Genomic DNA, 21,609 nt, shown 5'->3' on the forward strand with positions numbered 1-21,609 from the left:
CTGGCTGTCGTCAGCCGCAATGAGCAAAATTATGGGCTTATTTTTCAGCTTGATAAACCACAAATTTATGGTTCTGAGCAATTTTATGTACTTTAGCAAACAGGCGCTTAAGCTTTCCATCATAGCCAAGATGACGATTACCGATCACAATCAAACGTCCATGTTGCCTTAGGCTTTGCTTTGCATCACAGAACATTTGCCAGGCAATATGATCGGTAATGGTATTTTGCTGGTGGAAAGGTGGGTTGCATAACACCAGGTCTGCGTTGCTATTTGCCATACTTTCCAGGCAGTTATCTACTTTAGCCTCGAGTTGAGCCGGGTTAGTCAGATTCAGGTCAGCATTTTCCCGGCAAGACGCCACGGCCATGTAACTTTCATCGACACAAGTCACTGTTGCTTGTGGATTGAGCCTGGCTGCCTGCAAGCCAATGACCCCGTTTCCGCACCCTAAGTCGATAATGTGCTTCAGTGCCTGATCCTGAGGGATATGCTCCAGCAATAATCTGGCCCCGATGTCGAGACTTTCACCGGAAAACACATTGGCATGGTTGGTTAAGGTGAGTTTGTACTCAGGTACCTCCCAGCGCTGGGTTTCCGGCAGCGATGCCGCCAGATTTTTATCCGGCTGACAGAAAATCAGTCGTGCTTTTTTCATTGCCAGTGACGTACTGGTCGGGCCCAGATGTTTCTCGAACAGTTTGAGTGTGGAGGAATGTATGTCCCTGGCTTTAGCGGCAGCAATCACCACACAGTCTTCAGGTAAAGCGGCACAAAGCTGGGTAAGCTGCCAGATGAGCAGCCGGTTATTTTTGGGCAGCTTCAGCAGTACCAGCTGGGTCTGGGGTGGCACAGGAGCCAGGCAGTCAGCGAATTTGACGTCCGGCAGCGTGTTTGCGGCCAGATTGTGCTGGCTGGCCGTTCTTGCAATGTATGAGTCACCAACAGATACCGTCTGTCCCTGACGGGCGAACCAGCATGCTAAGGCACCAAAGCTGTCATTCATGATCAAAACGGGGCGCTCTGCATCCAGAGTGAGCGCCTGCTTCTGCCTCATGTCTTCAACCTGGTTGATCAGGTATTCATCCGCCGCATCCCAGGCTTGCAAAGTTTCATTTTGACGAATCGGGTATCGGTTCAGTTGCAGGGTCTGGCCGTGCAGGGTGAGCTCAGGTTTCATTCAGGCTATCTTTAGGGTATGTTGTCGGGTTGAATATTTTCGCAGATGCTGACGTAGCTGCAAAGACTAACAGTGAGAAGTGTGTTGTTATGGTGAGCATAACACAGCGATTTTCAGGATATCGCCGAATTTTCATTCGCTACTCTTGCACAGACACCTAGCATGCCAGCGTCAGGAGGCCATATGATCCAGGAACGCATTGAACAGAAACTGCAAGCCGCATTGTCACCGACCCATCTGGAAGTGCACAATGAAAGCTATATGCATAATGTGCCAGAAGGCGCAGAAAGTCATTTTAAAGTGATAGTGGTCAGTAATGAATTTGAAGGTCAGCGTCTGATTGGTCGCCATAGAGCAATTAATACAGTACTGGCAGATGAGCTGGCCAATCACATTCATGCGCTGGCGATTCACACTTACACACCGGATGAATGGCAGGCGCAGCAGTCTGCACCGGCTTCTCCCGCTTGTTTGGGTGGTAGTAAGTTTGGTTAAGATATGATGACTACATCAAGTGATTGAACAGTGGTGAATCGCTCGTTGATCAAAAACCGCATCTTGTTGCGGTTTTTTACAGTCCGAAGTTTGAAGTTGATAGTCATCAATAATTGAGGCATGGCGTAGTATACGCACCGTTAAGTCACAGAGTGTCCTGTGATTGTCCCGCTGCTGGTCTTGTGGCGCAGGGCTGCTTAGTTAGCAAGCCTTTTCTCATTTCAGGCGACTATAATGAGTCCCGAATGTGGTGAAATGTTCGGTGATGCCTTAGCTGCCGGATGAAAACATATGTTGCAAATTCGATGCGGTTTTGCGTCGAATTTTACTGTTTTATGACCATCGAATGCGTTAGTTTTACCGACTGTCCTTTGGTGTTGACGTTTTGATACCAATTTGTAAATAGCAGAAAAATACAATTTTCGAGGCGACAAGCAGAAGATTCAGCGCAAGTGTGCGTTGGGTCAAATTTATCTGTTCTCGTGATTATTAGCACATCAGCTATCGCTGAATTTCAGTTCGATTAGCGAGGTTTGCCATAGTAAAAACCTGTTGATTAATGCTAAAATCCGGCCCTCGAAAAAACTCGTCATCTTAATGTGTGATGGAAGAGTTAATAGGATGTTGCGGCGCTGGTTGCTGGAAAACCGGCCTCGGACCAAGGAAAGTCGTGTCTAAGTTGCGCAATAACAAGTTCTTTTTCCCGTTAATGTAGTGCAAGTGCGTATGATTACAATAAAGAAGGGGCTGGATATCCCAATTGCAGGGACTCCTACCCAGGCGATAAATGATGGTAAGTCCATCTCTCGAGTCGCCTTGCTTGGCGAAGAATACGTGGGTATGCGTCCAACCATGCATGTCCGCGTAGGGGATGCAGTAAAAAAAGGTCAGGTGCTCTTCGAAGATAAGAAGAACCCAGGCGTTAAATTTACTGCTCCAGCCAGTGGCAAGGTTGTGGAAGTCAACCGTGGAGCTAAGCGTGTGCTTCAGTCTGTTGTCATTGATGTTGAAGGCGATGATCAAATCACCTTTAACCGCTATGACAAAGCTGGGCTGGCTCAACTGGATCGCTCTGTGATTGTAGAGCAGCTGGTTGAGTCTGGTATGTGGACAGCGTTACGTACCCGTCCATTCAGCAAGGTCCCAGCGATCGATTCTGAAACACAGGCGATTTTTGTCAATGCGATGGATTCCAACCCATTGGCAGCCAACCCAGAAGTGATTATCAACGAACAAGGCGAAGCCTTTGTTGCTGGTCTGTCGCTTCTGTCTCGTCTGACCGGTGGCAAGGTGTATGTGTGTAAGTCAGGTGCAAGCCTGCCGCGCAGCAGCGAAGCCAATGTTGAAGAACACGTATTTAACGGACCGCACCCTGCCGGTCTGGTAGGTACGCACATCCATACTTTGTTCGGTGCTGACGCTCATAATGTTGCATGGCACCTGAACTATCAGGATGTGATTGCTCTCGGTCAGTTATTCCTGACTGGTGAGCTGTACACTCAGCGTGTTGTTTCTCTGGCAGGTCCTGCCGTTAACAACCCTCGTCTGGTTCGTACTGTTATCGGTGCGTCTGTCGAGCAGTTGACTGAATCTGAGCTGTTAACCGGTGAACTGCGTGTGCTGTCAGGTTCTGTCCTGAATGGCATTCCGGCGACTGGCCCTCATGCTTATCTCGGCCGTTACCACCTGCAGATTTCTGCGCTGCGTGAAGGTCGTGAGAAAGAGTTCATGGGCTGGATCGTTCCTGGTAAGAACAAATTCTCTGTAACACGTGCTTTCTTTAGCCAATTTTTCCCAGGCCAGCTGTACAACATGACAACCACTACCAATGGTAGTGAGCGTTCCATGGTGCCAATCGGTAACTATGAGCGTGTCATGCCGCTGGACATCGAGCCTACACTGCTATTGCGTGATCTGTGCGCCGGCGATACTGACAGTGCCCAGCAGTTGGGTGCGTTGGAGCTGGATGAAGAAGATCTGGCACTGTGTACCTTCGTGTGCCCAGGTAAGTATGAGTACGGTCCAATGCTGCGTGCATGCCTGGACAAGATTGAGAAGGAAGGATAATTCATGAGCCTCAAGAATTACCTCGAGCAGATCGAACACCACTTTGAGCCAGGTGGTAAGCATGAGAAATGGTTTGCACTGTATGAAGCAGTCGCCACCGTGCTTTACACCCCAGGTATTGTAACCCGTACCGGTTCTCACGTGCGTGACAGTATCGACCTGAAACGTATCATGATCATGGTCTGGTTGGCCGTATTCCCTGCCATGTTCTGGGGTATGTACAACGTAGGTCATCAGGCAGTGTTTGCCCTGAACCACCTGTATGCAGGTGATCAGCTGGCTGCCATTATCAGTGGTGACTGGCATTACTGGCTGACCGAGTCTCTGGGCGGCACCTTAGGTGCTGACGCCGGCTGGGGCAGTAAAATGCTGCTGGGTGCGACATACTTCCTGCCTATCTATGCCACGGTATTTATCGTTGGTGGTTTCTGGGAAGTGCTGTTCTGTATGGTGCGTAAGCACGAAGTGAACGAAGGTTTCTTCGTGACTTCGATTCTGTTTGCGCTGATCGTTCCGCCAACACTGCCTCTGTGGCAGGCTGCACTGGGTATTACCTTTGGTGTGGTCGTGGCGAAAGAGATCTTTGGCGGTACAGGTCGTAACTTCCTGAACCCGGCTCTTGCCGGTCGTGCCTTCCTGTTCTTCGCTTACCCGGCGCAGATCTCAGGCGATCTGGTGTGGACTGCCGCTGATGGTTTCTCTGGTGCAACGGCATTGAGCCAGTGGGCAACCGGTGGCCAGACAGCAGTGGTTAACACTATCACAGGTGAAGCTGTGAGCTGGATGGATGCTTTCATTGGACGCATTCCTGGTTCAATCGGTGAAGTGTCGACTCTGTTCATTCTGATCGGCGGTGCTTTCATTGTGTATCTGGGCATTGCGTCCTGGCGCATTATTGCCGGTACCATGATAGGTATGGTTGCTGCCGCAACACTGTTTAACATCATTGGTTCCGATACCAACGCAATGTTCGCTATGCCTTGGCACTGGCATCTGGTACTGGGTGGCTTTGCCTTCGGTATGATGTTCATGGCAACCGATCCGGTTTCTGCTGCTTTTACCAATAAAGGTAAGTGGTGGTACGGTGCACTGATTGGCGTGATGGCTGTGATGGTACGTGTGGTTAACCCTGCGTTCCCGGAAGGCATGATGCTGGCGATTCTATTCGCAAACCTGTTTGCACCGCTGTTTGACCATGCAGTAATTCAAGGCAACATCAAACGGAGACTGGCTCGTCATGTCAAATAAGAATGATAGCTTTAAGAAAACGCTGATTGTTGTTGTTGTCCTGAGCCTGGTGTGCTCTATCGTGGTATCAACAGCAGCAGTCATGCTGCGCCCGATGCAGCAAGCGAACGCTAAGCTGGATGTTCAGCGCAATATCCTGTCTGTAGCTGGCCTGCTGCAAGAGGGTGTGAATGTTCCAGACACGTATAACAAGTTCATTGAACCAAAACTGGTTGAACTGAAATCCGGTAACTTCGTCGAGTCTGTCGAAGGTGAATCACCAGCAGAGTATGACCAGCGTGACGCATCAAAAACGCCGGCTCTTTCTGTGAAACTGGATCCGGCTGCTGATCCGGCGAAACTGATTCGTCGTGCGAACGTTGCCAAAGTGTATCTGGTAAAAGATGAAAACGGTCAGGTTCAGAAGCTGATTCTGCCAGTTAATGGTAAAGGCCTGTGGTCCATGATGTACGCATTTGTTGCAGTTGAAACCGACGGCAACACCGTGTCTGGCATCGCTTACTATGAACAGGGTGAAACCGCTGGTCTGGGTGGTGAAGTCGTTAACCCGAAATGGCGTGCACAGTGGGAAGGCAAGAAGCTGCTTGATGATAACTTCGAACCTGCCATCCGCGTTGTGAAAGGCGGCGCGCCGGAAGGTGATATTCATGGTATCGACGGCCTGTCTGGTGCAACGCTGACGAGTAATGGCGTTCAGAACACCTTCCAGTTCTGGTTAGGTGACAACGGCTTCGGTCCGTTCCTGGCTAAAGTGCGCAATGGAGGCCTGAACAATGGCTGATACTAAAGAAATGAAAAAAGTCCTGTTGGGGCCGATCGTTAGCAATAACCCGATCGCCTTACAGGTACTGGGTGTGTGCTCAGCGCTGGCTGTAACCACTAAACTGGAAACTGCGTTCGTAATGGCGCTGGCTGTGACCTTCGTTACTGCATTTTCCAACTTCTTTGTGTCTCTGGTGCGTAACCAAATCCCTAACAGCGTACGTATTATCGCTCAGATGGCGATTATTGCCTCGTTGGTAATCGTGGTTGACCAGGTGCTGAAAGCATTCGTTTACGACATCTCTAAGCAGCTGTCTGTATTCGTTGGTCTGATCATCACCAACTGTATCGTTATGGGACGTGCAGAAGCCTATGCAATGAAATCGGCCCCATTGCCATCTCTGTTGGATGGTATTGGTAACGGTCTGGGGTACGGCTTCGTACTGCTGACAGTGGGCTTCTTCCGTGAGCTACTAGGCTCAGGTAGCATCTTCGGTGTTCAGGTACTGCCGCTGATTTCTGAAGGTGGCTGGTATCAGCCAAACGGTATCATGCTATTGGCACCGTCTGCCTTCTTCCTGATTGGCTTTATGATCTGGACAATCCGTACTTTACGTCCGGATCAAGTAGAAGCGAAGGAGTAAGGGAAACATGGAACATTATATTAGCTTGCTGGTTCGCTCGATTTTCATCGAGAACATGGCACTGTCTTTCTTCCTGGGGATGTGTACATTCCTGGCGGTCTCTAAGAAAGTCAAAACCTCTTTTGGTCTGGGTATTGCAGTAACAGTGGTACTGACAATTGCAGTGCCGATGAACAATCTGGTTTATAACCTGTTGCTGAAAGACGGCGCCATTGTTGAGGGCGTTGACCTGACGTTCCTGAACTTTATCACTTTTATCGGTGTTATCGCGGCACTGGTACAGATTCTGGAAATGATTCTGGACCGTTTCTTCCCGCCGCTGTACAACGCGCTGGGTATTTTCCTGCCGCTGATCACCGTTAACTGTGCAATCTTCGGTGGCGTATCTTTCATGGTACAGCGTGACTACAACTTCGCGGAGTCTGTGGTATACGGCTTTGGCTCTGGTGTGGGCTGGATGCTGGCTATCGTTGCCCTGGCGGGTATTCGCGAGAAGATGAAGTATTCTGACGTACCTGCCGGTCTGCGTGGCCTGGGTATCACTTTCATCTCTGTAGGTCTCATGGCGTTGGGCTTCATGTCCTTCTCCGGTGTACAGCTGTAATCAGGATAATAAGGAATAATTCATGGATATTATTCTTGGCGTAGTTATGTTCACCTTGATTATCCTGGCTCTGGTATTAGTGATTCTGTTCGCTAAATCCAAGCTGGTACCATCTGGTGACATTACTATCTCAATCAATAACGACCCGGAAAAAGCAATCACGACCCCTGCGGGTGGTAAACTTTTGGGCGCACTGGCAGGCAGCGGCATCTTTGTCTCTTCTGCTTGTGGTGGTGGTGGTTCATGCGGTCAGTGCCGCGTGAAAATCAAATCTGGTGGCGGCGATATTCTGCCAACGGAACTGGATCACATCACTAAAGGTGAAGCACGTGAAGGTGAGCGTCTGTCTTGCCAGGTTAACGTGAAAGCCGACATGGACATCGAACTGCCGGAAGAAATCTTTGGTGTTAAAAAGTGGGATTGCTCTGTTATCTCTAATGATAATAAAGCGACCTTCATCAAAGAGCTGAAGCTGGGCATTCCAGACGGTGAGTCAGTACCATTCCGTGCTGGTGGTTATATTCAGATTGAAGCGCCACCACACCATGTTAAGTATGCTGATTACGACGTACCTGAGAAATTCCGTGAAGACTGGGACAAGTTCAACCTGTTCCGATACGAGTCAAAGGTTAACGAAGAAACAATTCGTGCTTACTCGATGGCGAACTATCCGGAAGAGGAAGGCATTATTATGCTGAACGTGCGTATCGCTACGCCGCCACCTCGTAACCCGGACGTGCCACCAGGTATCATGTCTTCGTATATCTGGTCACTGAAAGAAGGTGATAAGGTGACTATCTCTGGTCCGTTTGGTGAATTCTTCGCGAAAGATACCGATGCTGAGATGGTGTTTATCGGCGGTGGTGCAGGTATGGCACCTATGCGTTCACACATCTTTGACCAGCTGAAACGTTTGCAGTCTAAGCGTAAGATGACTTTCTGGTATGGTGCTCGTTCTAAGCGTGAAATGTTCTATGTGGAAGATTTCGATATGCTGCAGAACGAAAACGATAACTTTAAGTGGTACTGCGCCCTGTCTGATCCTCTGCCAGAGGATAACTGGGACGGTTACACCGGCTTCATCCATAATGTGCTTTATGAAAACTACCTGAAAGATCATGATGCACCGGAAGACTGCGAATACTATATGTGTGGTCCACCGATGATGAACGCTGCTGTTATCAGTATGCTGAAAGACTTGGGTGTTGAAGACGAAAACATCCTGCTGGATGACTTTGGTGGCTAATCCTGCCTGAGGTCTTCCTTTAAAATGGCTGATCCCTTGGGATCAGCCATTTTTCGTCAAGCCCTGCATAAATTCTTTAGCGCGTATCAATGCCGTGTGAGCGGTAACTGAGTGACATTGTCTGTATTTGGGAGATCCCTGCATGATGAAACTATTCACCCGGGCAGCTGTGCTGCTGGTGATGGCACTGGTTGTCAGTGGCTGTAGCGAGCAACGTCAGTTAATTCACCTGACCGGCTCAACAATGGGGACCTATTATTCGATCAAGTTGATTGAGCAGGAAGGCTTACCGAGCGAAGTGGCACTTCAGAAAGAAATTGATCGCCGCCTTGAATTGGTTAACGATCAGATGTCGACCTATCGTGAGGACTCCGAGCTCAGCCAATTTAATCAGCATCAAAGCCGTGAACCGTTTGCTGTGTCGGCTGATACGGCGACAGTTGTCCGGGAAGCGATTCGCTTGGCAAAACTGACGGATGGAGCGCTGGATGTGACGGTTGGCCCCCTGGTTAACTTATGGAGTTTCGGACCGGAAGCCCGTCCGGATGTGGTACCGACGGATGAAGAGCTGAGTGCTCGCCGTCAGGAAATCGGCATAGAGCATCTGAAAGTCGAAGGTAACGCTTTGGTAAAAGATTTGCCCGGACTGTATGTTGATCTGTCATCCATTGCGAAGGGGTATGGCGTCGATGTTGTGGCTGACTATATTGCTTCTTTGGGTGTAAATGACTATCTGGTTGAAATCGGTGGTGAAATTCGCCTGAAAGGCAAGAATCTGGAAGGTGTGCCATGGCGGATAGCCATTGAAAAGCCAACAGAAGATGGCAGCCGTTCGATACAGGAAGTGGTTGAGCCGGGGGAAATGGCGGTGGCCACTTCGGGTGATTATCGTAACTATTTTGAAGAAAATGGTGTACGCTATTCACATCTGATAAATCCTAAAACAGGTAAGCCGATTACCAACCATGTGGTGTCAGTGACTGTGATGCATCCGAAAAGCATGACAGCAGATGCTCTGGCAACGGCATTTTCTGTAATGGGAGAAGAGAAAGCAATTGCACTGGCAAACCAAGAAAAATTGCCAGTTCTGTTAATTGTAAGTACGGGAGAAGGCTTTAAGGAATATGCCTCTGATGCCTTTACGACTTACATGCAGAAGAAATAAGTTGAGAGCATAGTATGTTGGTATATGTAACAACCTTTGGTGTTTTTCTGTTGGTCATAGTCGCTATGGCTGTCGGCTATATTTTCCAGCGTAAAACGGTAGCTGGTAGCTGCGGCGGCCTTGGCGCGGTTGGCATTGAAAAAGAATGTGACTGTCCTGAGCCCTGTGATAAGCGTTTGAAACGTGAAGCTCGCGCCGCCAAGCAGGAAGAATGGAAGAAAAATCAGATCATCTGATTATGACTGGCGTTCTCGCTGAGTAAAAAGCCCGTGGTTAAAACCGCGGGCTTTTTGTTGCTCGCTATCTGCAAGGTGAGCACATATAATACTGTGTATAAATACAGCTATCTATTATCCAGCCACATGTTGAAAGCCGATGTTATGTCAGATAAAAACGTGACCAACAGCCATCAACGGAAAATTATCCATGTTGATATGGACTGCTTTTTTGCGGCGGTTGAGATGCGCGATAACCCTGAACTGCAACATGTCCCTATTGCTATCGGTGGGCGATCTGAACAGCGGGGAGTGCTCAGTACCTGTAATTATCTGGCCCGGCAATTCGGCGTGCGTTCTGCTATGCCGACAGCTCAGGCGATGCAGCTCTGTCCGGACCTGGTACTGGTGCCCGGCAGGATGGCTGTTTATAAAGAGGTCTCGCATCAAATCAGGGCGATTTTCCGGCGCTATACCTCGCTGATCGAACCCCTTTCTCTCGATGAAGCCTATCTGGATGTCACAGACAGCCTCCTGCACCGAGGTTCAGCGACTTTAATTGCTCAGGACATCCGTCAGGCTATCCGTGAAGAGTTGCATCTCACAGCTTCCGCAGGGGTGGCACCGGTAAAATTCATTGCCAAAATAGCCTCCGATATGAATAAACCGGATGGTCAGTATGTGGTGACGCCAGCCGGCGTGTCTGATTTTGTGGCCGAGTTGCCATTGGAGAAAATACCTGGAGTTGGCAAAGTCACCATCCAAAAACTGCACGATATCGGCCTGTATCTCGGCAAGGATGTACAAGCTTATGACAGGCGGGAGTTGTTAAAGCAGTTTGGCAAGTTTGGCCAATCACTGTGGGCGCGTGCACACGGCATTGATGAGCGTGACGTTGTGGTCTCGCGTGAGCGAAAATCTGTGGGTGTCGAGAGAACCTTTTCCCGCAACATTGTTGATTATGCTCAATGCTGGCAAGTCGTTGAGAAACTGTATCCTGAATTGGAAGCACGGCTCAGAAAAGTGCGTCCGGATCTGCGTATTGCCCGTCAGGGAGTCAAAGTGAAATTCGCCGATTTCCAGCAAACCACGGTCGAGCATAGTCAACCGGTATTGCAGAAGCAGCAGTTCGCCGCTTTACTGACCGAAGCCCTGACCAGACAAAAAGGGCGGGAAATTCGCTTAGTTGGTATCAGCGTCGGGCTGGAATCGGGCGTCAAAGCGCAGCAATTGTCGTTTGACTGGTAGGTGTGTTTTAGGAAACTCAGGTTTTCCGGAACAGACAAAGGGGAGCGGATACGCTCCCCGCTGCATTTATCAGGCTTTCACCGGGATCTGTTTCAGGATGGCGACCATTTGCTCCCAGAACAGGCCAACGGTTTTAATGTTCACCTTTTCGTCGGGGGAATGCGGAAATTTAATGGTCGGACCGAAAGAAATCATATCCATGTTTGGGTACGGCTCTTTAAACAAGCCACATTCCAGGCCAGCATGGATCACCATGATATCCGGGATATTACCGTAAATCTCTTTGTAAGTGTCGCGGAACAGATGCATCACTTCTGAATCCGGGTCTGGTTTCCAGCCCGGATAGGCGCCGGAGAACTCACACTGTGCGCCAGCCAGCTGGGCCAGGGCGCTCAGCGCGTGTTCAACACTGCTACGGCCAGAGTCAATCAGAGAGCGGATCAGACACAGCAGGGTCACGCGGTCAGTCTCTGTGGTGATCACGCCCAGGTTCAGTGAGGTTTCAACGACACCGGGAATGTCGTCGCTCATGCGCACAACACCGTTCGGACAGGCATTGATCAGTGCCAGAAGACGTTGCTGGCTGTCAGCACAGAGCACATCTACAGGCAATTCGCTGTTTTCAACCGACAGTTTGATACCGGTTTCTACGTTACCCAGCTCGGTATTCAGTATGTTTTGGAAATGACCGAAGCGATCCTGCAGCGCATCAGCCTGTCTGGCTGGCAGCGTAACGATGGCAAAGGCTTCGCGGGGAATCGCGTTGCGCAGTGTGCCGCCTTTGAGGCTGTGTACTCGCAGCCCCAGCTCTGCGGCATGGGCAAACAGGAAACGTCCCAGCAACTTATTGGCGTTGGCACGGCCGGTGTGAATATCACAGCCAGAGTGGCCGCCTTTCAGGCCTTTGATCATCAGTTTGACAGCAGTGTGCTCTGCCGGAACCGTCTCACGCTCAATCGCCAGAGATAGCTCGGCATCAACGCCACCGGCGCAACCCATGTAGATTTCGCCTTCCTGCTCTGAATCGGTATTCAGCAGAATATCGCCTTCCAGCCAGCCTTCCTGCAGACCAAATGCACCTGTCATACCGGCTTCTTCATCAATAGTTAGCAGTACTTCCAGAGGGCCGTGCTCAATATCTTTCGAGGCCAGTACAGCCAGACAAGTTGCCATACCAATACCGTTATCTGCCCCTAAGGTCGTTCCTCTGGCGGTTACCCACTCACCGTCGATATAAGGCTGAATTGGGTCAGCAGCAAAGTCGTGATCTGTGTCTTCATTCTTTTGCGGAACCATATCAATGTGTGCCTGAAGCACCACGCCTTTGCGGTTTTCCATTCCCGCAGTGGCTGGCTTTGTAATAAATACGTTGCCAGTGGGATCTCGGCGTACGGCCAGGCCTTCGGTTTCAGCAAAACGTATGATGTGTTGAGCCAATGCTTCTTCATGCTTGGACGGGTGTGGTATAGCGCAAATTTGATCAAAGAATTGCCACACGATTTGTGGCGAAAGATGGCTGATTTCAGACACAGAACTCTCCCTAATAAACTGTCATTCATGCTGCCTTACCCGGACTATCATAGGGTGAATTTCCGGGACAGGCAGATGAATATCTTACCTCAGCCACAGGGAGCTTGCTATTAATCCACTTTGCTTTTCGCTAAATCTTAAATTGAGAGATCTGTACATTAAGGTGACGACCACTAGCGAGCAGTTGCTCACTGGCCGCCGCAATCTGCTGACCCTGTGAAACATGGCTGTGACTGTGTTCACTCAGTTGCGACAGGCTGATGTTAATGGCTTCTGTCGCATCGGACTGCTGCTGGCTGGCATCGGCAATGTGTTGATTCAGATCTCGAATAGTATGAATTTGCTGACTGATCGCTTCCAGTGCATTGGCGACATCCTGGGCATGTTTTACCGTACTGGCTGACTGCTCACTGGTCTGGATCAGGGCGTTACTGACATTGCTGGAGCGATTCTGCAGCCGGGTGATAATGGATTCTATCTCATTGGTACTGGACTGAGTGCGGGTAGCCAGAGTACGTACCTCATCGGCGACTACGGCAAAACCACGGCCCTGCTCGCCAGCACGGGCTGCTTCAATGGCGGCATTCAGGGCCAGCAGGTTGGTCTGTTCAGCAATGTTGCGGATCACGTCCAGCACAGCTCCTATGGCTTCAGAGTCTTCGGCCAATGCTTGCGCACTTTTATTGGTTTCATCCAACAAGGCGAGCAGGGCACGCATTTCCTCTCCCGAGCGAGATACAACACTCAGCCCCTGTTCACTGTGAGATTGCGCTGTTGTTGCGGCGTCGGCAGCTGTTGCTGCCGAGCGTGCGACTTCCTGGTTACTGGAATGCAGCTCTGTCATGGCCGAGGCGACGGAATCCACCCCCTGATGCGCCTGACTTGCACTCTCGGCCGTGGTGTTGGCGACGGCATTGAGCTGACTGGCGGCCGAACTGATATGCTCACTGACGGGTTCGACAGCACGCAGCATGTCGGTGATTTTATCGGCAAACTGGTTGTAGGCAGTAGCGATGAGGCTCAGTTCATCATTACCCTGAACCGGCAGGCGCCGGGTTAAATCACCTTCACCGCGGGAAATATCCTGCATGGCCAGCAAGGTGGATTCACACGGGGCGGTAATGCTGCGGCCTATCACTTTGGCCAGAAGCAGCATCAGGATCAATGAAGCGGCCAAAATGAGCCCGAGGCGTTGTAACTCTGTGTAAAACAGCGCTTTGACATCATCGACATATATCCCAGATCCCAGAATCCATCCCCAGGGGGCAAATCCTTTTACATAGGAAATTTTATCAACAGGCTCAGAGTGACCTGGTTTTTCCCACTGATAATCGACAAAGCCCTGGCTTTGCTGCCTGACGATGTCTGCCATGCTGACAAACAGTGTGTTGCCGAGCGGATCTTTGAACTGGGAGAGATCTTTACCGTCCAGTTCGGGTTTGAACGGGTGCATCACCATGTTGGGATGGTTATCGTTAATCCAGAAGTAATCATTATTTTCATAGCGAAGGCTGGCGATGGCCAGTTTTGCCTGCTGTTGTGCTTCAATGCGTGTCAGCTGGCCCTGAGTTTCCTGCTGGTAGTAGTAAGCCAGCAAACTGTGGGCACTCTCGACCAGATTTCTGGTTTTATCTCGTTTTTGGTCCAGAAGGGTTTCCTGATAGCCAGATATAAAGGTAATCAGAGGGAGCAGGGTCAGAATGGTAATGATCAAGCCCAGCAGATACAGACGGCTGCTGATAGATAGTGAACGTAAGTGAAGGAGTTTTGTCATAGCGCTTTCTTCCTTGCTTGCACTCAGGCAAATGACCTTCACTGATGTTGTCTGCTTCTTCGGAAATTAGGTATGCCACTTTAGTCTCATTTGTGTGGATTTATGGCCTGGTTAACATAGTCCGTGGTGTAATAAATTACCGATAATGGGTGTTGTTGAGAGGTTAATTCACAAAAGTGTGACGTAGTTAAAATTAAGGTTGTAATTAAATTACCAAATGGTTATTATTATCCCAAGTTGAAAAACGATAGTTAGCACAGGGAAAGGTCAGTGCATTAACTCCAGGGAACCGAGATTGGTGGCCAGGTTGCTCTCAATTAGCCTCCAGGCAATAAAAATATATTAGGAAGTCGTTGTCATGAATGTATATGAATCCACAGCAAAATTTTGGAACAATAAAGGCGTTTTCAGTGGTGCGTTTAGCTACCCGCGATCTTTTGGTTACTGATAATTGAATTGCTCACGGCACACATCCCCCTGATGTGCCTGCAACTTTAGCGTTGCGAACAGATGTTCACCCCCTAACTTTCAAGACTAATCAGATAATTGCTCTGCTGCAGTGATTGCTGCCGACAGAGACCCGATGACTTAGTTTTGCCGCCACCCGGGAAAGGGTGGCGTTTTTTTTATCTTCCGCTTAACTCATTTTACTTTCACCCGGCATTTTTGATGATAATGTTGTGAAAAGGAATGTATTCGATTACACCCTGCCTAACAGAGTAAAGACTTCACTCTTTATATATGATTAAGCGTTTGCTTTTGCTGTGAAAAATTTAATCGCTTAAATATCAATCATGAATGGTTAATTTTAACTTGTTGATTTTTATTGTATTTAATGGGGTTTCGGTGTTGGGTTGGATTAAAATCAGCCATATATCTGACATTGACTGATATTTCTGACCCGTCTGGTAATTTACTACTGATAAGCCTATAATCGCCCCCCAAAATTACTGTGACGCAATCGTTTACTATTTGCTGTTATACTTTTTGCGTTTCAGAGGTAGCAAACACTTTTCTCCAAGGACCAGAGAGCAATGCTAGAGAAGCTGTTTAAGTTAAATGAAAACGGGACCAATGTTCGTACCGAAATGCTGGCTGGTGCGACGACCTTCCTGACGATGGCCTATATCATCTTTGTGAACCCGTCGATGCTGGCGGCGACAGGAATGGATAAAGGGGCCGTTTTTGTTGCAACCTGTCTGGCGGCGATGATCGGCTGTTTCATGATGGGCTTAGTGGCAAATTATCCGGTTGCTCAGGCGCCGGGCATGGGGCTGAATGCTTTCTTCACTTATTCCGTAGTTTTGGGAATGGGTCATACCTGGCAGGTGGCGCTGGCGGCGGTCTTCTTCTCGGGCCTGTGTTTTATCGTGCTCAGTCTGTTGAAAGTCCGCGAGTGGTTAATTCATGCCATACCACTCTCGCTGAGGACGGGCATCACGGCGGGCATCGGGTTGTTCCTGGCATTTATTGCCTTGCAAAGTGCGGGGATTGTCGTCGATAACCCGGCAACGCTGGTTCAGGTTGGTGACTTCACCAGTTTCCCGGCAGCCATGGCAGCGCTGGGTTTCATTCTGACCATTGCACTGGTTCATCGCGGTTTAAAAGCTGCGGTTCTGATTGCCATTCTGATCATTACGGCATTGGGGATTTTGTTTGGCGACGTCCAGTACCACGGCATTGTTTCTTTGCCGCCAAGTCTTGCGCCAACCTTCATGCAGCTGGATTTCAGCGGTGCCATGGATGTAGGCCTGGTGTCGATCGTCTTTGCTTTCCTGTTTGTGGATCTGTTTGATACCGCCGGGACGCTGGTGGGGGCAACCACCAAAGCTGGCATGGTCGACAAAGACGGCAGGATGCCGCGCCTGGGTCGTGCGCTGCTGGCAGACAGTACCGCAACCTCCGTGGGTGCACTGCTGGGAACATCCAACACGACGTCTTACGTTGAAAGTGTTGCTGGTGTTGCGGCAGGCGGTCGGACCGGTCTGACGGCTGTGACTGTGGGTGTCTTGTTCCTGCTCGCGCTGTTCTTCTCGCCGCTGGCGGGCATGGTACCTGCTTACGCGGCGGCCGGCGCATTGTTTTACGTCGCCATCCTGATGATGTCGGGGCTGAACAGCATTGACTGGCGTGACTTAACAGAAGCGGCACCTGTTGTTGTGGTCTGCCTGCTGATGCCGTTAACATATTCCATTGCAGAAGGGATCGCGCTGGGCTTTATCAGCTATGCAGCGATCAAGTTGCTTAGTGGTAAAGGACGCGAGGTGAATATCAGCGTCTGGGTTATTGCCGTGCTGTTTGCAGCTAAAATCATCTTTTTATAATTTGTTTATCGACCAGCGGTTTTTATTCGCTGATTTAGAGGTTCATCGGATATGAGTAATAAGTTCGTCATCACCTGGGACAACATGCAGAGTTACACACGCCAGCTGGCTGAGAAGCTGCTGCCGGCTGAGCAGTGGAAAGGCATTATCGCTGTGAGCCGTGGCGGTCTGGTACCGGCTGCCATTCTTGCGCGTGAACTGGGTATTCGTCATGTTGATACAGTCTGTATTTCAAGCTATGACCACGATCATCAGCGTGATATGAAAGTACTGAAAAAAGCAGAGGGTGATGGTGACGGCTTTATCGTGGTGGACGATCTGGTGGATACAGGCGGTACGGCTGAAATGATCCGTGCTATGTACCCGAAAGCAAAATTCGTTACCGTGTGCGCCAAACCTGCCGGTAAACATCTGGTTGATGATTATGTTGTCGATATTGCTCAGGATACCTGGATTGAGCAACCCTGGGATATGGCTGTGACTTATGTTGATCCAATTGCCAAGCGCTAAGTAAAACAGCTGCCCGGCATTTTTTCGAAAAGGAGCGAACAGGCTCCTTTTTTTGTGCCTGCCGTTTGGGGTAATGGCTGAGAAAACATATACAATATAGCCAGATTTAATGTTATCGCTGTGGTGGCGGTAGCAGGTTCTGAACCGACAAATGCAGGAGTCAATTGTGTCTGAGCCTTCTAAGGTAAACTTGTCTGAAAAATTGTTTGCTCCTCGTCAAACGACCAAAGAAACCTCGAGTCTGGTTAAACTGGCCCATACTTCATCCCAGGAAGTTCATAACGCGCTTGATGGGGACAGTGAAAGTGGCTGGTACCGGGTTCTGCGACGTCCGCAATGGATCTGGCAAGGCGTTGATCCTATTGAAATGGAAAGTGTCTTTGCCAAAATTGCCAGTGCCGAAGCACAACGCACCAATGATGAGCTGCTGGATACAGTGATCGGCTACAAGCCTGGTAACTGGGTCTATGAATGGTCGCAGCTGGGCAGTAAATACCAGCGCTTAAGCCGCGAGAGCCTGGATAAAGGCGACAAAGAACAGGCCGCTAAGCTGCTGCTTAAAGCGAGCACCCATTATGGTATTGCGGCCTATCCGCACCTGAAGGGGGATGAGCTGGCCGCCCAGGCGGAGCTTCAGGCGACCCTGACCTACAAAGATGCCACCGAACTGATGCCGCATCAGGTGAAAACCATTGATGTCTCCTACCAGGGCAAAAAATTTCAGGCTTTTATTCACTTGCCTTGTACCGACAAGCTGTTGCCGACCGTGATTGTCAGTGGTGGTCTGGATACATTGCAGACTGAGCTGTGGCCCTTGTATCAGGATTACTTCGGACCGGCCGGTTTTGCGATGATCACACTGGATATGCCATCGGTTGGCCACAGTGCGGCCTGGCCATTAACCGAAGATACCAGCCGGCTTCATCAGGCATTGCTGCAACAGGTGCGTGATGTGCCCTGGGTTGACCATAACAGGGTCGCGATGCTGGGGATACGCTTTGGCGGCAATGCTGCTATCCGGCTGGGGTTTCTGGAGCCGACACGGCTGAAAACCAGCATCAGTATTGGCGGTATTATTCATGGATTACTGAGCCAGCCTAAGTTGCTGAACAGTATGCCCAGAATGTATCTGGACATGTTTGCTTCACGGATGGGGAAAAACTGGGTGTCTAAAGCAAGCCTGGTTTCGCATATGAGCGCCTGGTCGCTCAAGCAGCAGGGGTTGCTCGCCCGTCGTAAAGTCGACATCCCTATGCTGGGCGTCAGTTTAAAAGATGATCCTGTTTGCCCTGAGACGGATAACCAGCTGATTGCTTTATCAAGCAGGGGCGGGAAAGCGGTGACTGTACCTGCGGCACCTTTGCACGATGGCTACCACAGAGCGATGAGCACGGTAGTCGACTGGTTGAAGGACACACTGTAAAGGTCGCTTTGTCTGGTCCGAGGATGTAAATAATATGTTGCCATTTCATTGGCCTTGTGCGTTAAATGGTCATTCCAACAAGGGATATTTTCAGAAAGTTGCGCTTTTTTTGAACTCCGACTAAGGATGGACATGCTATGCCAACACAAGTCATTTTTCCTCCTCATGGCCGCCTGATGACCAAGCTGACCGCGCTTGGCCCGTATCTTCGCCAGCAGCACTCATCCGAAGGGCATTTTTTCTTCGATTGTCTTGCCAGTTGCATTAATGCCAAGAAAGCACCGGAAGAACGTGAGTTCTGGGGCTGGTGGCTGGAAATGGTTGAAACAGCGGCCGGCTATCAGTATCGCTATTATTTCGGGCGTTATGACATCAATGGCGACTGGCTGGAAGATAAAGTGCCGGCCAAACACCTGGAGCCAGTTCAGCAGACTCTGGATGATTTTTATCAGAAGCTTATCACTTTGCTTGAACAGGAATACTCGCTGACGCTGAGCCCGGCCTCGGATCTGTCAGCACCGACTTTATCCGTTTCGGCCTGATTTTAGTATTAAACCCTGAAAAAACAGAAAATGCGCCGCTACCGGCGCATTTTTCTTGTGCTTTACGGTCGGGGTTGATAAAACAAATGCCATTCATCCGCATCCTTTTTGAATCTTCATGGCAGACAATCACGAAAAACACGCCAGTGAGCAAAGTGCTCACCATACAGAGAAAGCTGTAATACAGACCATAGTGGTGAAACTGGGGACCAGTGTGCTGACTGGCGGCACCCTCAAGCTGGACCGGGCCCATATGGTTGAACTGGTTCGTCAATGTGCTCATTTGCGACAGCAGGGGCATCAGGTGATTATTGTGACTTCCGGCGCCATTGCCGCAGGTCGCGAGCATCTGGGCTACCCTGAGCTGCCGAAAACCATGGCCAGTAAGCAGTTGCTGGCAGCCGTGGGCCAGAGCCGTTTGATTCAGGAATGGGAACAGCTCTTCAGTATTTATGGCCTGCATGTGGGTCAGATGCTGTTAACCCGTGCTGATCTTAATGACAGAGAGCGTTACCTCAATGCCCGGGATATGCTGCTGGCCTTGCTGGAGCACGGGATTATTCCTGTCGTGAATGAAAATGATGCCGTGGCAACGACTGAAATTAAAGTGGGTGATAACGACAACCTCTCTGCGCTGGTTGGTATTCTGGCCGGTGCAGACAAGCTGTTGCTGCTGACCGATCAGCCAGGGCTGTTTACTGCCGACCCGCGCAGCAACCCGGATGCGGAACTGATACGTGAAGTCCATACCATTGATGAAACCCTGCGTAAGCTGGCCGGTGGCAGTGTCGGCGGATTAGGCACAGGCGGTATGGCGACCAAACTGCAGGCGGCTGATGTAGCCCGCCGGGCAGGGATTGAAGTAATTATTGCTGCGGGCAGCAGACCGGAAGTGATTGCCGGAATAGTGAAGGGCGAGCAATTGGGCACGCATTTCCTGCCGCTGGAATCACCACTGGAAAGTCGTAAGCGCTGGATTCTGGCCGGTCCTCCTCCTGCCGGGGACATTATTGTTGACGCCGGGGCGGCTATGGCCGTGACACAGCGCGGCAGCAGCTTGCTGGCGAAAGGTATTACTGCGGTGAAAGGCGAGTTTGAGCGGGGCGAAGTGGCCCGCATATACAGCGCCGATGGCATTTTGCTGGCCCGCGGCATTAGCCGCTATTCAAGCCTGGATATCGCGAAAATTGCCGGTAAACACAGCCAGGATATCCACAAGGTACTGGGTTATGAATACGGGCCGGTTGCCGTACACAGGGATGATCTGGTACTGATATAACCAGAAACAGATAATCAACCCCAAGCCTGTTCAGATGGCTTGGGTTGAATTGACTTGGTAGAGACAGACCGACAAAGGGGAACAGGGTGGAATTGCAAGCAATGGGACAGGCAGCCAGGCAGGCTGCTTTTACACTGGCAACGACAGCAACAGCGCAGAAAAATCAGGCGCTGGCGTTTATCGCCGATGAACTGGAAGCCCGTCAGGCAGAAATTCTGGCAGCCAATGAAAAAGATCTGGCTGCGGCGCGCGAAAGTGGTATGTCTGAGGCGTTGCTGGATCGGCTGATGCTGAATGCATCGCGTCTTGCGGCCATCGCCGGTGATGTGCGCAATGTGATTGGTTTGCCGGATCCCGTTGGTGCCGAGTTGGATTCTCGTGTGCTGGAAAATGGTATGCGCCTGAGTCGCCGCCGTGTTCCGTTAGGTGTAGTGGGTGTGATTTATGAAGCCCGCCCGAACGTGACGATTGATATTGCAGCGCTGTGTCTGAAAACCGGTAACGCCAGCATTTTGCGCGGGGGACGGGAAACCTTCCATTCCAATATGGCGCTGGTCAGTGTTATTCAGCAGGCGATGGAAAAAGCGGGCTTGCCTGGCGCATCGGTGCAGTATATTGCCAAACCGGATCGCGAGCTGGTCTCTGAGCTGCTGACCATGGATCAGTATGTCGATATGATTATTCCCCGTGGTGGTGCCGGCCTGCATAAAATGTGTAAAGAAAAAAGCACGATTCCTGTGATTATCGGCGGCTTTGGTATCAGCCATGCCTTTGTCGATCAGTCTGCTGATTTGGTGCGCGCGCTGGATGTGGTGGAAAACGCCAAAGTGCAGCGTCCGTCCGCCTGTAATGCTCTGGATACACTGCTGGTTCATGACGCGGTGGCAGCCGATTTTCTGCCTGCACTGGCAGAGCGCATGAACCAGAACAAAGTGACGTTGGTCGCTGAGGGTAAGGCGCTGGAGATGCTGCAAGGTCAGGCCGCTCAGCTGCGCGAGGCACAAGAGGGAGATTTTGATACCGAGTGGCTGAGTTATACCCTGGGGGTGAAACTGGTGCCTGATGTGGAAGCGGCTATCCGTCATATGCAGGATCACAATGCCAGCCATTCCGATGCCATTCTGACCAATGATCTGATGTCGGCTGAGCGTTTCATCAATGCCGCAGGTTCTGCCGCTGTGTATGTCAACGCTTCAACCCGGTTTACCGATGGCGCACAGTTCGGACTGGGCGCAGAGGTTGCGGTGTCTACCCAGAAACTGCATGCGCGAGGCCCTATGGGGCTGGAAGAGCTGACAAGCTACAAGTGGGTTGGGCAAGCGGATTATCTGTGCCGCCGCTGAGGCCAGGACA

Annotated in this window: 19 protein-coding genes; 16 read left to right on the plus strand and 3 right to left on the minus strand. The window is 50.4% G+C overall.

The genetic code is table 11. The features are described 5' to 3' along the window. Window positions 1-37: 37 nt before the first annotated feature. The gene (locus L6J37_RS08440) at window positions 38-1,180 is read right to left on the minus strand and encodes a methyltransferase (protein ID WP_237794768.1); all 1,143 of its coding nucleotides are present in this window, start codon (window positions 1,178-1,180) and stop codon (window positions 38-40) included. Between the two features lie 183 nt (window positions 1,181-1,363). Between L6J37_RS08440 and bolA the strand changes: the two genes are divergently transcribed. The 10 genes from bolA (at window position 1,364) to dinB (ending at window position 10,874) form a co-directional block, all read left to right on the plus strand. Then, on the plus strand, window positions 1,364-1,675 hold the full coding sequence (gene bolA, locus L6J37_RS08445; protein WP_161445517.1) for a transcriptional regulator BolA: 312 nt from the start codon (window positions 1,364-1,366) through the stop codon (window positions 1,673-1,675). Between the two features lie 726 nt (window positions 1,676-2,401). Further along, window positions 2,402-3,742: a Na(+)-translocating NADH-quinone reductase subunit A gene (locus tag L6J37_RS08450; protein ID WP_237794769.1), complete on the plus strand. Its 1,341-nt coding sequence runs from the start codon at window positions 2,402-2,404 to the stop codon at window positions 3,740-3,742. A 3-nt stretch (window positions 3,743-3,745) separates the two neighbouring features. Beyond that, on the plus strand, window positions 3,746-4,990 hold the full coding sequence (locus L6J37_RS08455) for an NADH:ubiquinone reductase (Na(+)-transporting) subunit B (RefSeq protein ID WP_192014643.1): 1,245 nt from the start codon (window positions 3,746-3,748) through the stop codon (window positions 4,988-4,990). Beyond that, on the plus strand, window positions 4,980-5,771 hold the full coding sequence (locus L6J37_RS08460; protein ID WP_192014644.1) for a Na(+)-translocating NADH-quinone reductase subunit C: 792 nt from the start codon (window positions 4,980-4,982) through the stop codon (window positions 5,769-5,771). Before L6J37_RS08455 ends, L6J37_RS08460 begins: the two co-directional genes overlap by 11 nt. Beyond that, the gene (locus tag L6J37_RS08465; RefSeq protein ID WP_192014645.1) at window positions 5,764-6,396 is read left to right on the plus strand and encodes an NADH:ubiquinone reductase (Na(+)-transporting) subunit D; all 633 of its coding nucleotides are present in this window, start codon (window positions 5,764-5,766) and stop codon (window positions 6,394-6,396) included. The genes L6J37_RS08460 and L6J37_RS08465 overlap by 8 nt, the downstream gene beginning before the upstream one ends. A 7-nt stretch (window positions 6,397-6,403) precedes the next feature. Continuing rightward, on the plus strand, window positions 6,404-7,000 hold the full coding sequence (nqrE, locus tag L6J37_RS08470; RefSeq protein ID WP_192014646.1) for an NADH:ubiquinone reductase (Na(+)-transporting) subunit E: 597 nt from the start codon (window positions 6,404-6,406) through the stop codon (window positions 6,998-7,000). Window positions 7,001-7,022: 22 nt separating this feature from the next. Then, a complete protein-coding gene (nqrF, locus tag L6J37_RS08475; protein ID WP_192014647.1) occupies window positions 7,023-8,246 on the plus strand; it encodes an NADH:ubiquinone reductase (Na(+)-transporting) subunit F in 1,224 nt (407 codons plus the stop codon). 145 nt (window positions 8,247-8,391) lie between these two features. Next, window positions 8,392-9,411 (plus strand): FAD:protein FMN transferase, encoded by a 1,020-nt coding sequence (locus L6J37_RS08480; protein ID WP_442957006.1) that lies wholly within the window; start codon window positions 8,392-8,394, stop codon window positions 9,409-9,411. A 14-nt stretch (window positions 9,412-9,425) separates the two neighbouring features. Then, on the plus strand, window positions 9,426-9,647 hold the full coding sequence (nqrM, locus tag L6J37_RS08485) for a (Na+)-NQR maturation NqrM (protein ID WP_027253869.1): 222 nt from the start codon (window positions 9,426-9,428) through the stop codon (window positions 9,645-9,647). A gap of 144 nt (window positions 9,648-9,791) precedes the next feature. Then, a complete protein-coding gene (gene dinB / locus L6J37_RS08490) occupies window positions 9,792-10,874 on the plus strand; it encodes a DNA polymerase IV (RefSeq protein ID WP_237794770.1) in 1,083 nt (360 codons plus the stop codon). A 69-nt stretch (window positions 10,875-10,943) separates the two neighbouring features. Here the strand turns inward: dinB and L6J37_RS08495 are convergent, their stop codons facing one another. Both L6J37_RS08495 and L6J37_RS08500 read right to left on the minus strand, forming a co-directional pair. After that, a complete protein-coding gene (locus tag L6J37_RS08495) occupies window positions 10,944-12,404 on the minus strand; it encodes an aminoacyl-histidine dipeptidase (RefSeq protein ID WP_192014649.1) in 1,461 nt (486 codons plus the stop codon). A gap of 130 nt (window positions 12,405-12,534) precedes the next feature. Continuing rightward, a complete protein-coding gene (locus L6J37_RS08500; RefSeq protein WP_237794771.1) occupies window positions 12,535-14,178 on the minus strand; it encodes a methyl-accepting chemotaxis protein in 1,644 nt (547 codons plus the stop codon). 1,034 nt (window positions 14,179-15,212) lie between these two features. Here L6J37_RS08500 and L6J37_RS08505 point away from each other — a divergent pair. The 6 genes from L6J37_RS08505 to L6J37_RS08530 all read left to right on the plus strand — a co-directional run bounded on the left by L6J37_RS08505 (window position 15,213) and on the right by L6J37_RS08530 (window position 21,599). Then, complete coding sequence (locus L6J37_RS08505; RefSeq protein WP_237794772.1) at window positions 15,213-16,502, plus strand: NCS2 family permease; 1,290 nt, start codon at window positions 15,213-15,215, stop codon at window positions 16,500-16,502. Between the two features lie 51 nt (window positions 16,503-16,553). After that, window positions 16,554-17,012, plus strand: coding sequence for a xanthine phosphoribosyltransferase (gene gpt, locus L6J37_RS08510; RefSeq protein ID WP_192014652.1), 459 nt, complete (start codon window positions 16,554-16,556; stop codon window positions 17,010-17,012). A gap of 166 nt (window positions 17,013-17,178) precedes the next feature. Continuing rightward, window positions 17,179-18,435, plus strand: coding sequence for an esterase FrsA (frsA, locus tag L6J37_RS08515; protein ID WP_192014653.1), 1,257 nt, complete (start codon window positions 17,179-17,181; stop codon window positions 18,433-18,435). A 137-nt stretch (window positions 18,436-18,572) separates the two neighbouring features. Continuing rightward, entirely contained in the window at window positions 18,573-18,977 is a 405-nt protein-coding gene (gene crl / locus L6J37_RS08520) for a sigma factor-binding protein Crl (RefSeq protein WP_218383798.1), read from the plus strand. A gap of 118 nt (window positions 18,978-19,095) precedes the next feature. Further along, window positions 19,096-20,256, plus strand: a complete 1,161-nt coding sequence (gene proB / locus L6J37_RS08525) for a glutamate 5-kinase (RefSeq protein WP_192014655.1) — start codon at window positions 19,096-19,098, stop codon at window positions 20,254-20,256. Between the two features lie 86 nt (window positions 20,257-20,342). Continuing rightward, window positions 20,343-21,599 carry a glutamate-5-semialdehyde dehydrogenase gene (locus L6J37_RS08530; RefSeq protein ID WP_192014656.1) on the plus strand — a complete coding sequence of 419 codons (1,257 nt, stop codon included), beginning with the start codon at window positions 20,343-20,345 and terminating at the stop codon, window positions 21,597-21,599. The last annotated feature ends 10 nt before the right edge of the window (window positions 21,600-21,609 follow it).

The sequence above is a fragment of the Photobacterium sp. WH77 genome (assembly GCF_022014395.1).
Taxonomy (GTDB): Bacteria; Pseudomonadota; Gammaproteobacteria; order Enterobacterales; family Vibrionaceae; genus Photobacterium; species Photobacterium arenosum.

Bases quoted from the DNA above. Each gene is read 5' to 3' on its own strand.
- L6J37_RS08440 (WP_237794768.1), bottom strand. From the start codon at position 1,180: ATGAAACCTGAGCTCACCCTGCACGGCCAGACCCTGCAACTGAACCGA.
- bolA (WP_161445517.1), top strand. From the start codon at position 1,364: ATGATCCAGGAACGCATTGAACAGAAACTGCAAGCCGCATTGTCACCG.
- L6J37_RS08450 (WP_237794769.1), top strand. From the start codon at position 2,402: ATGATTACAATAAAGAAGGGGCTGGATATCCCAATTGCAGGGACTCCT.
- L6J37_RS08455 (WP_192014643.1), top strand. From the start codon at position 3,746: ATGAGCCTCAAGAATTACCTCGAGCAGATCGAACACCACTTTGAGCCA.
- L6J37_RS08460 (WP_192014644.1), top strand. From the start codon at position 4,980: ATGTCAAATAAGAATGATAGCTTTAAGAAAACGCTGATTGTTGTTGTT.
- L6J37_RS08465 (WP_192014645.1), top strand. From the start codon at position 5,764: ATGGCTGATACTAAAGAAATGAAAAAAGTCCTGTTGGGGCCGATCGTT.
- nqrE (WP_192014646.1), top strand. From the start codon at position 6,404: ATGGAACATTATATTAGCTTGCTGGTTCGCTCGATTTTCATCGAGAAC.
- nqrF (WP_192014647.1), top strand. From the start codon at position 7,023: ATGGATATTATTCTTGGCGTAGTTATGTTCACCTTGATTATCCTGGCT.
- L6J37_RS08480 (WP_442957006.1), top strand. From the start codon at position 8,392: ATGAAACTATTCACCCGGGCAGCTGTGCTGCTGGTGATGGCACTGGTT.
- nqrM (WP_027253869.1), top strand. From the start codon at position 9,426: ATGTTGGTATATGTAACAACCTTTGGTGTTTTTCTGTTGGTCATAGTC.
- dinB (WP_237794770.1), top strand. From the start codon at position 9,792: ATGTCAGATAAAAACGTGACCAACAGCCATCAACGGAAAATTATCCAT.
- L6J37_RS08500 (WP_237794771.1), bottom strand. From the start codon at position 14,178: ATGACAAAACTCCTTCACTTACGTTCACTATCTATCAGCAGCCGTCTG.
- L6J37_RS08505 (WP_237794772.1), top strand. From the start codon at position 15,213: ATGCTAGAGAAGCTGTTTAAGTTAAATGAAAACGGGACCAATGTTCGT.
- gpt (WP_192014652.1), top strand. From the start codon at position 16,554: ATGAGTAATAAGTTCGTCATCACCTGGGACAACATGCAGAGTTACACA.
- crl (WP_218383798.1), top strand. From the start codon at position 18,573: ATGCCAACACAAGTCATTTTTCCTCCTCATGGCCGCCTGATGACCAAG.
- proB (WP_192014655.1), top strand. From the start codon at position 19,096: ATGGCAGACAATCACGAAAAACACGCCAGTGAGCAAAGTGCTCACCAT.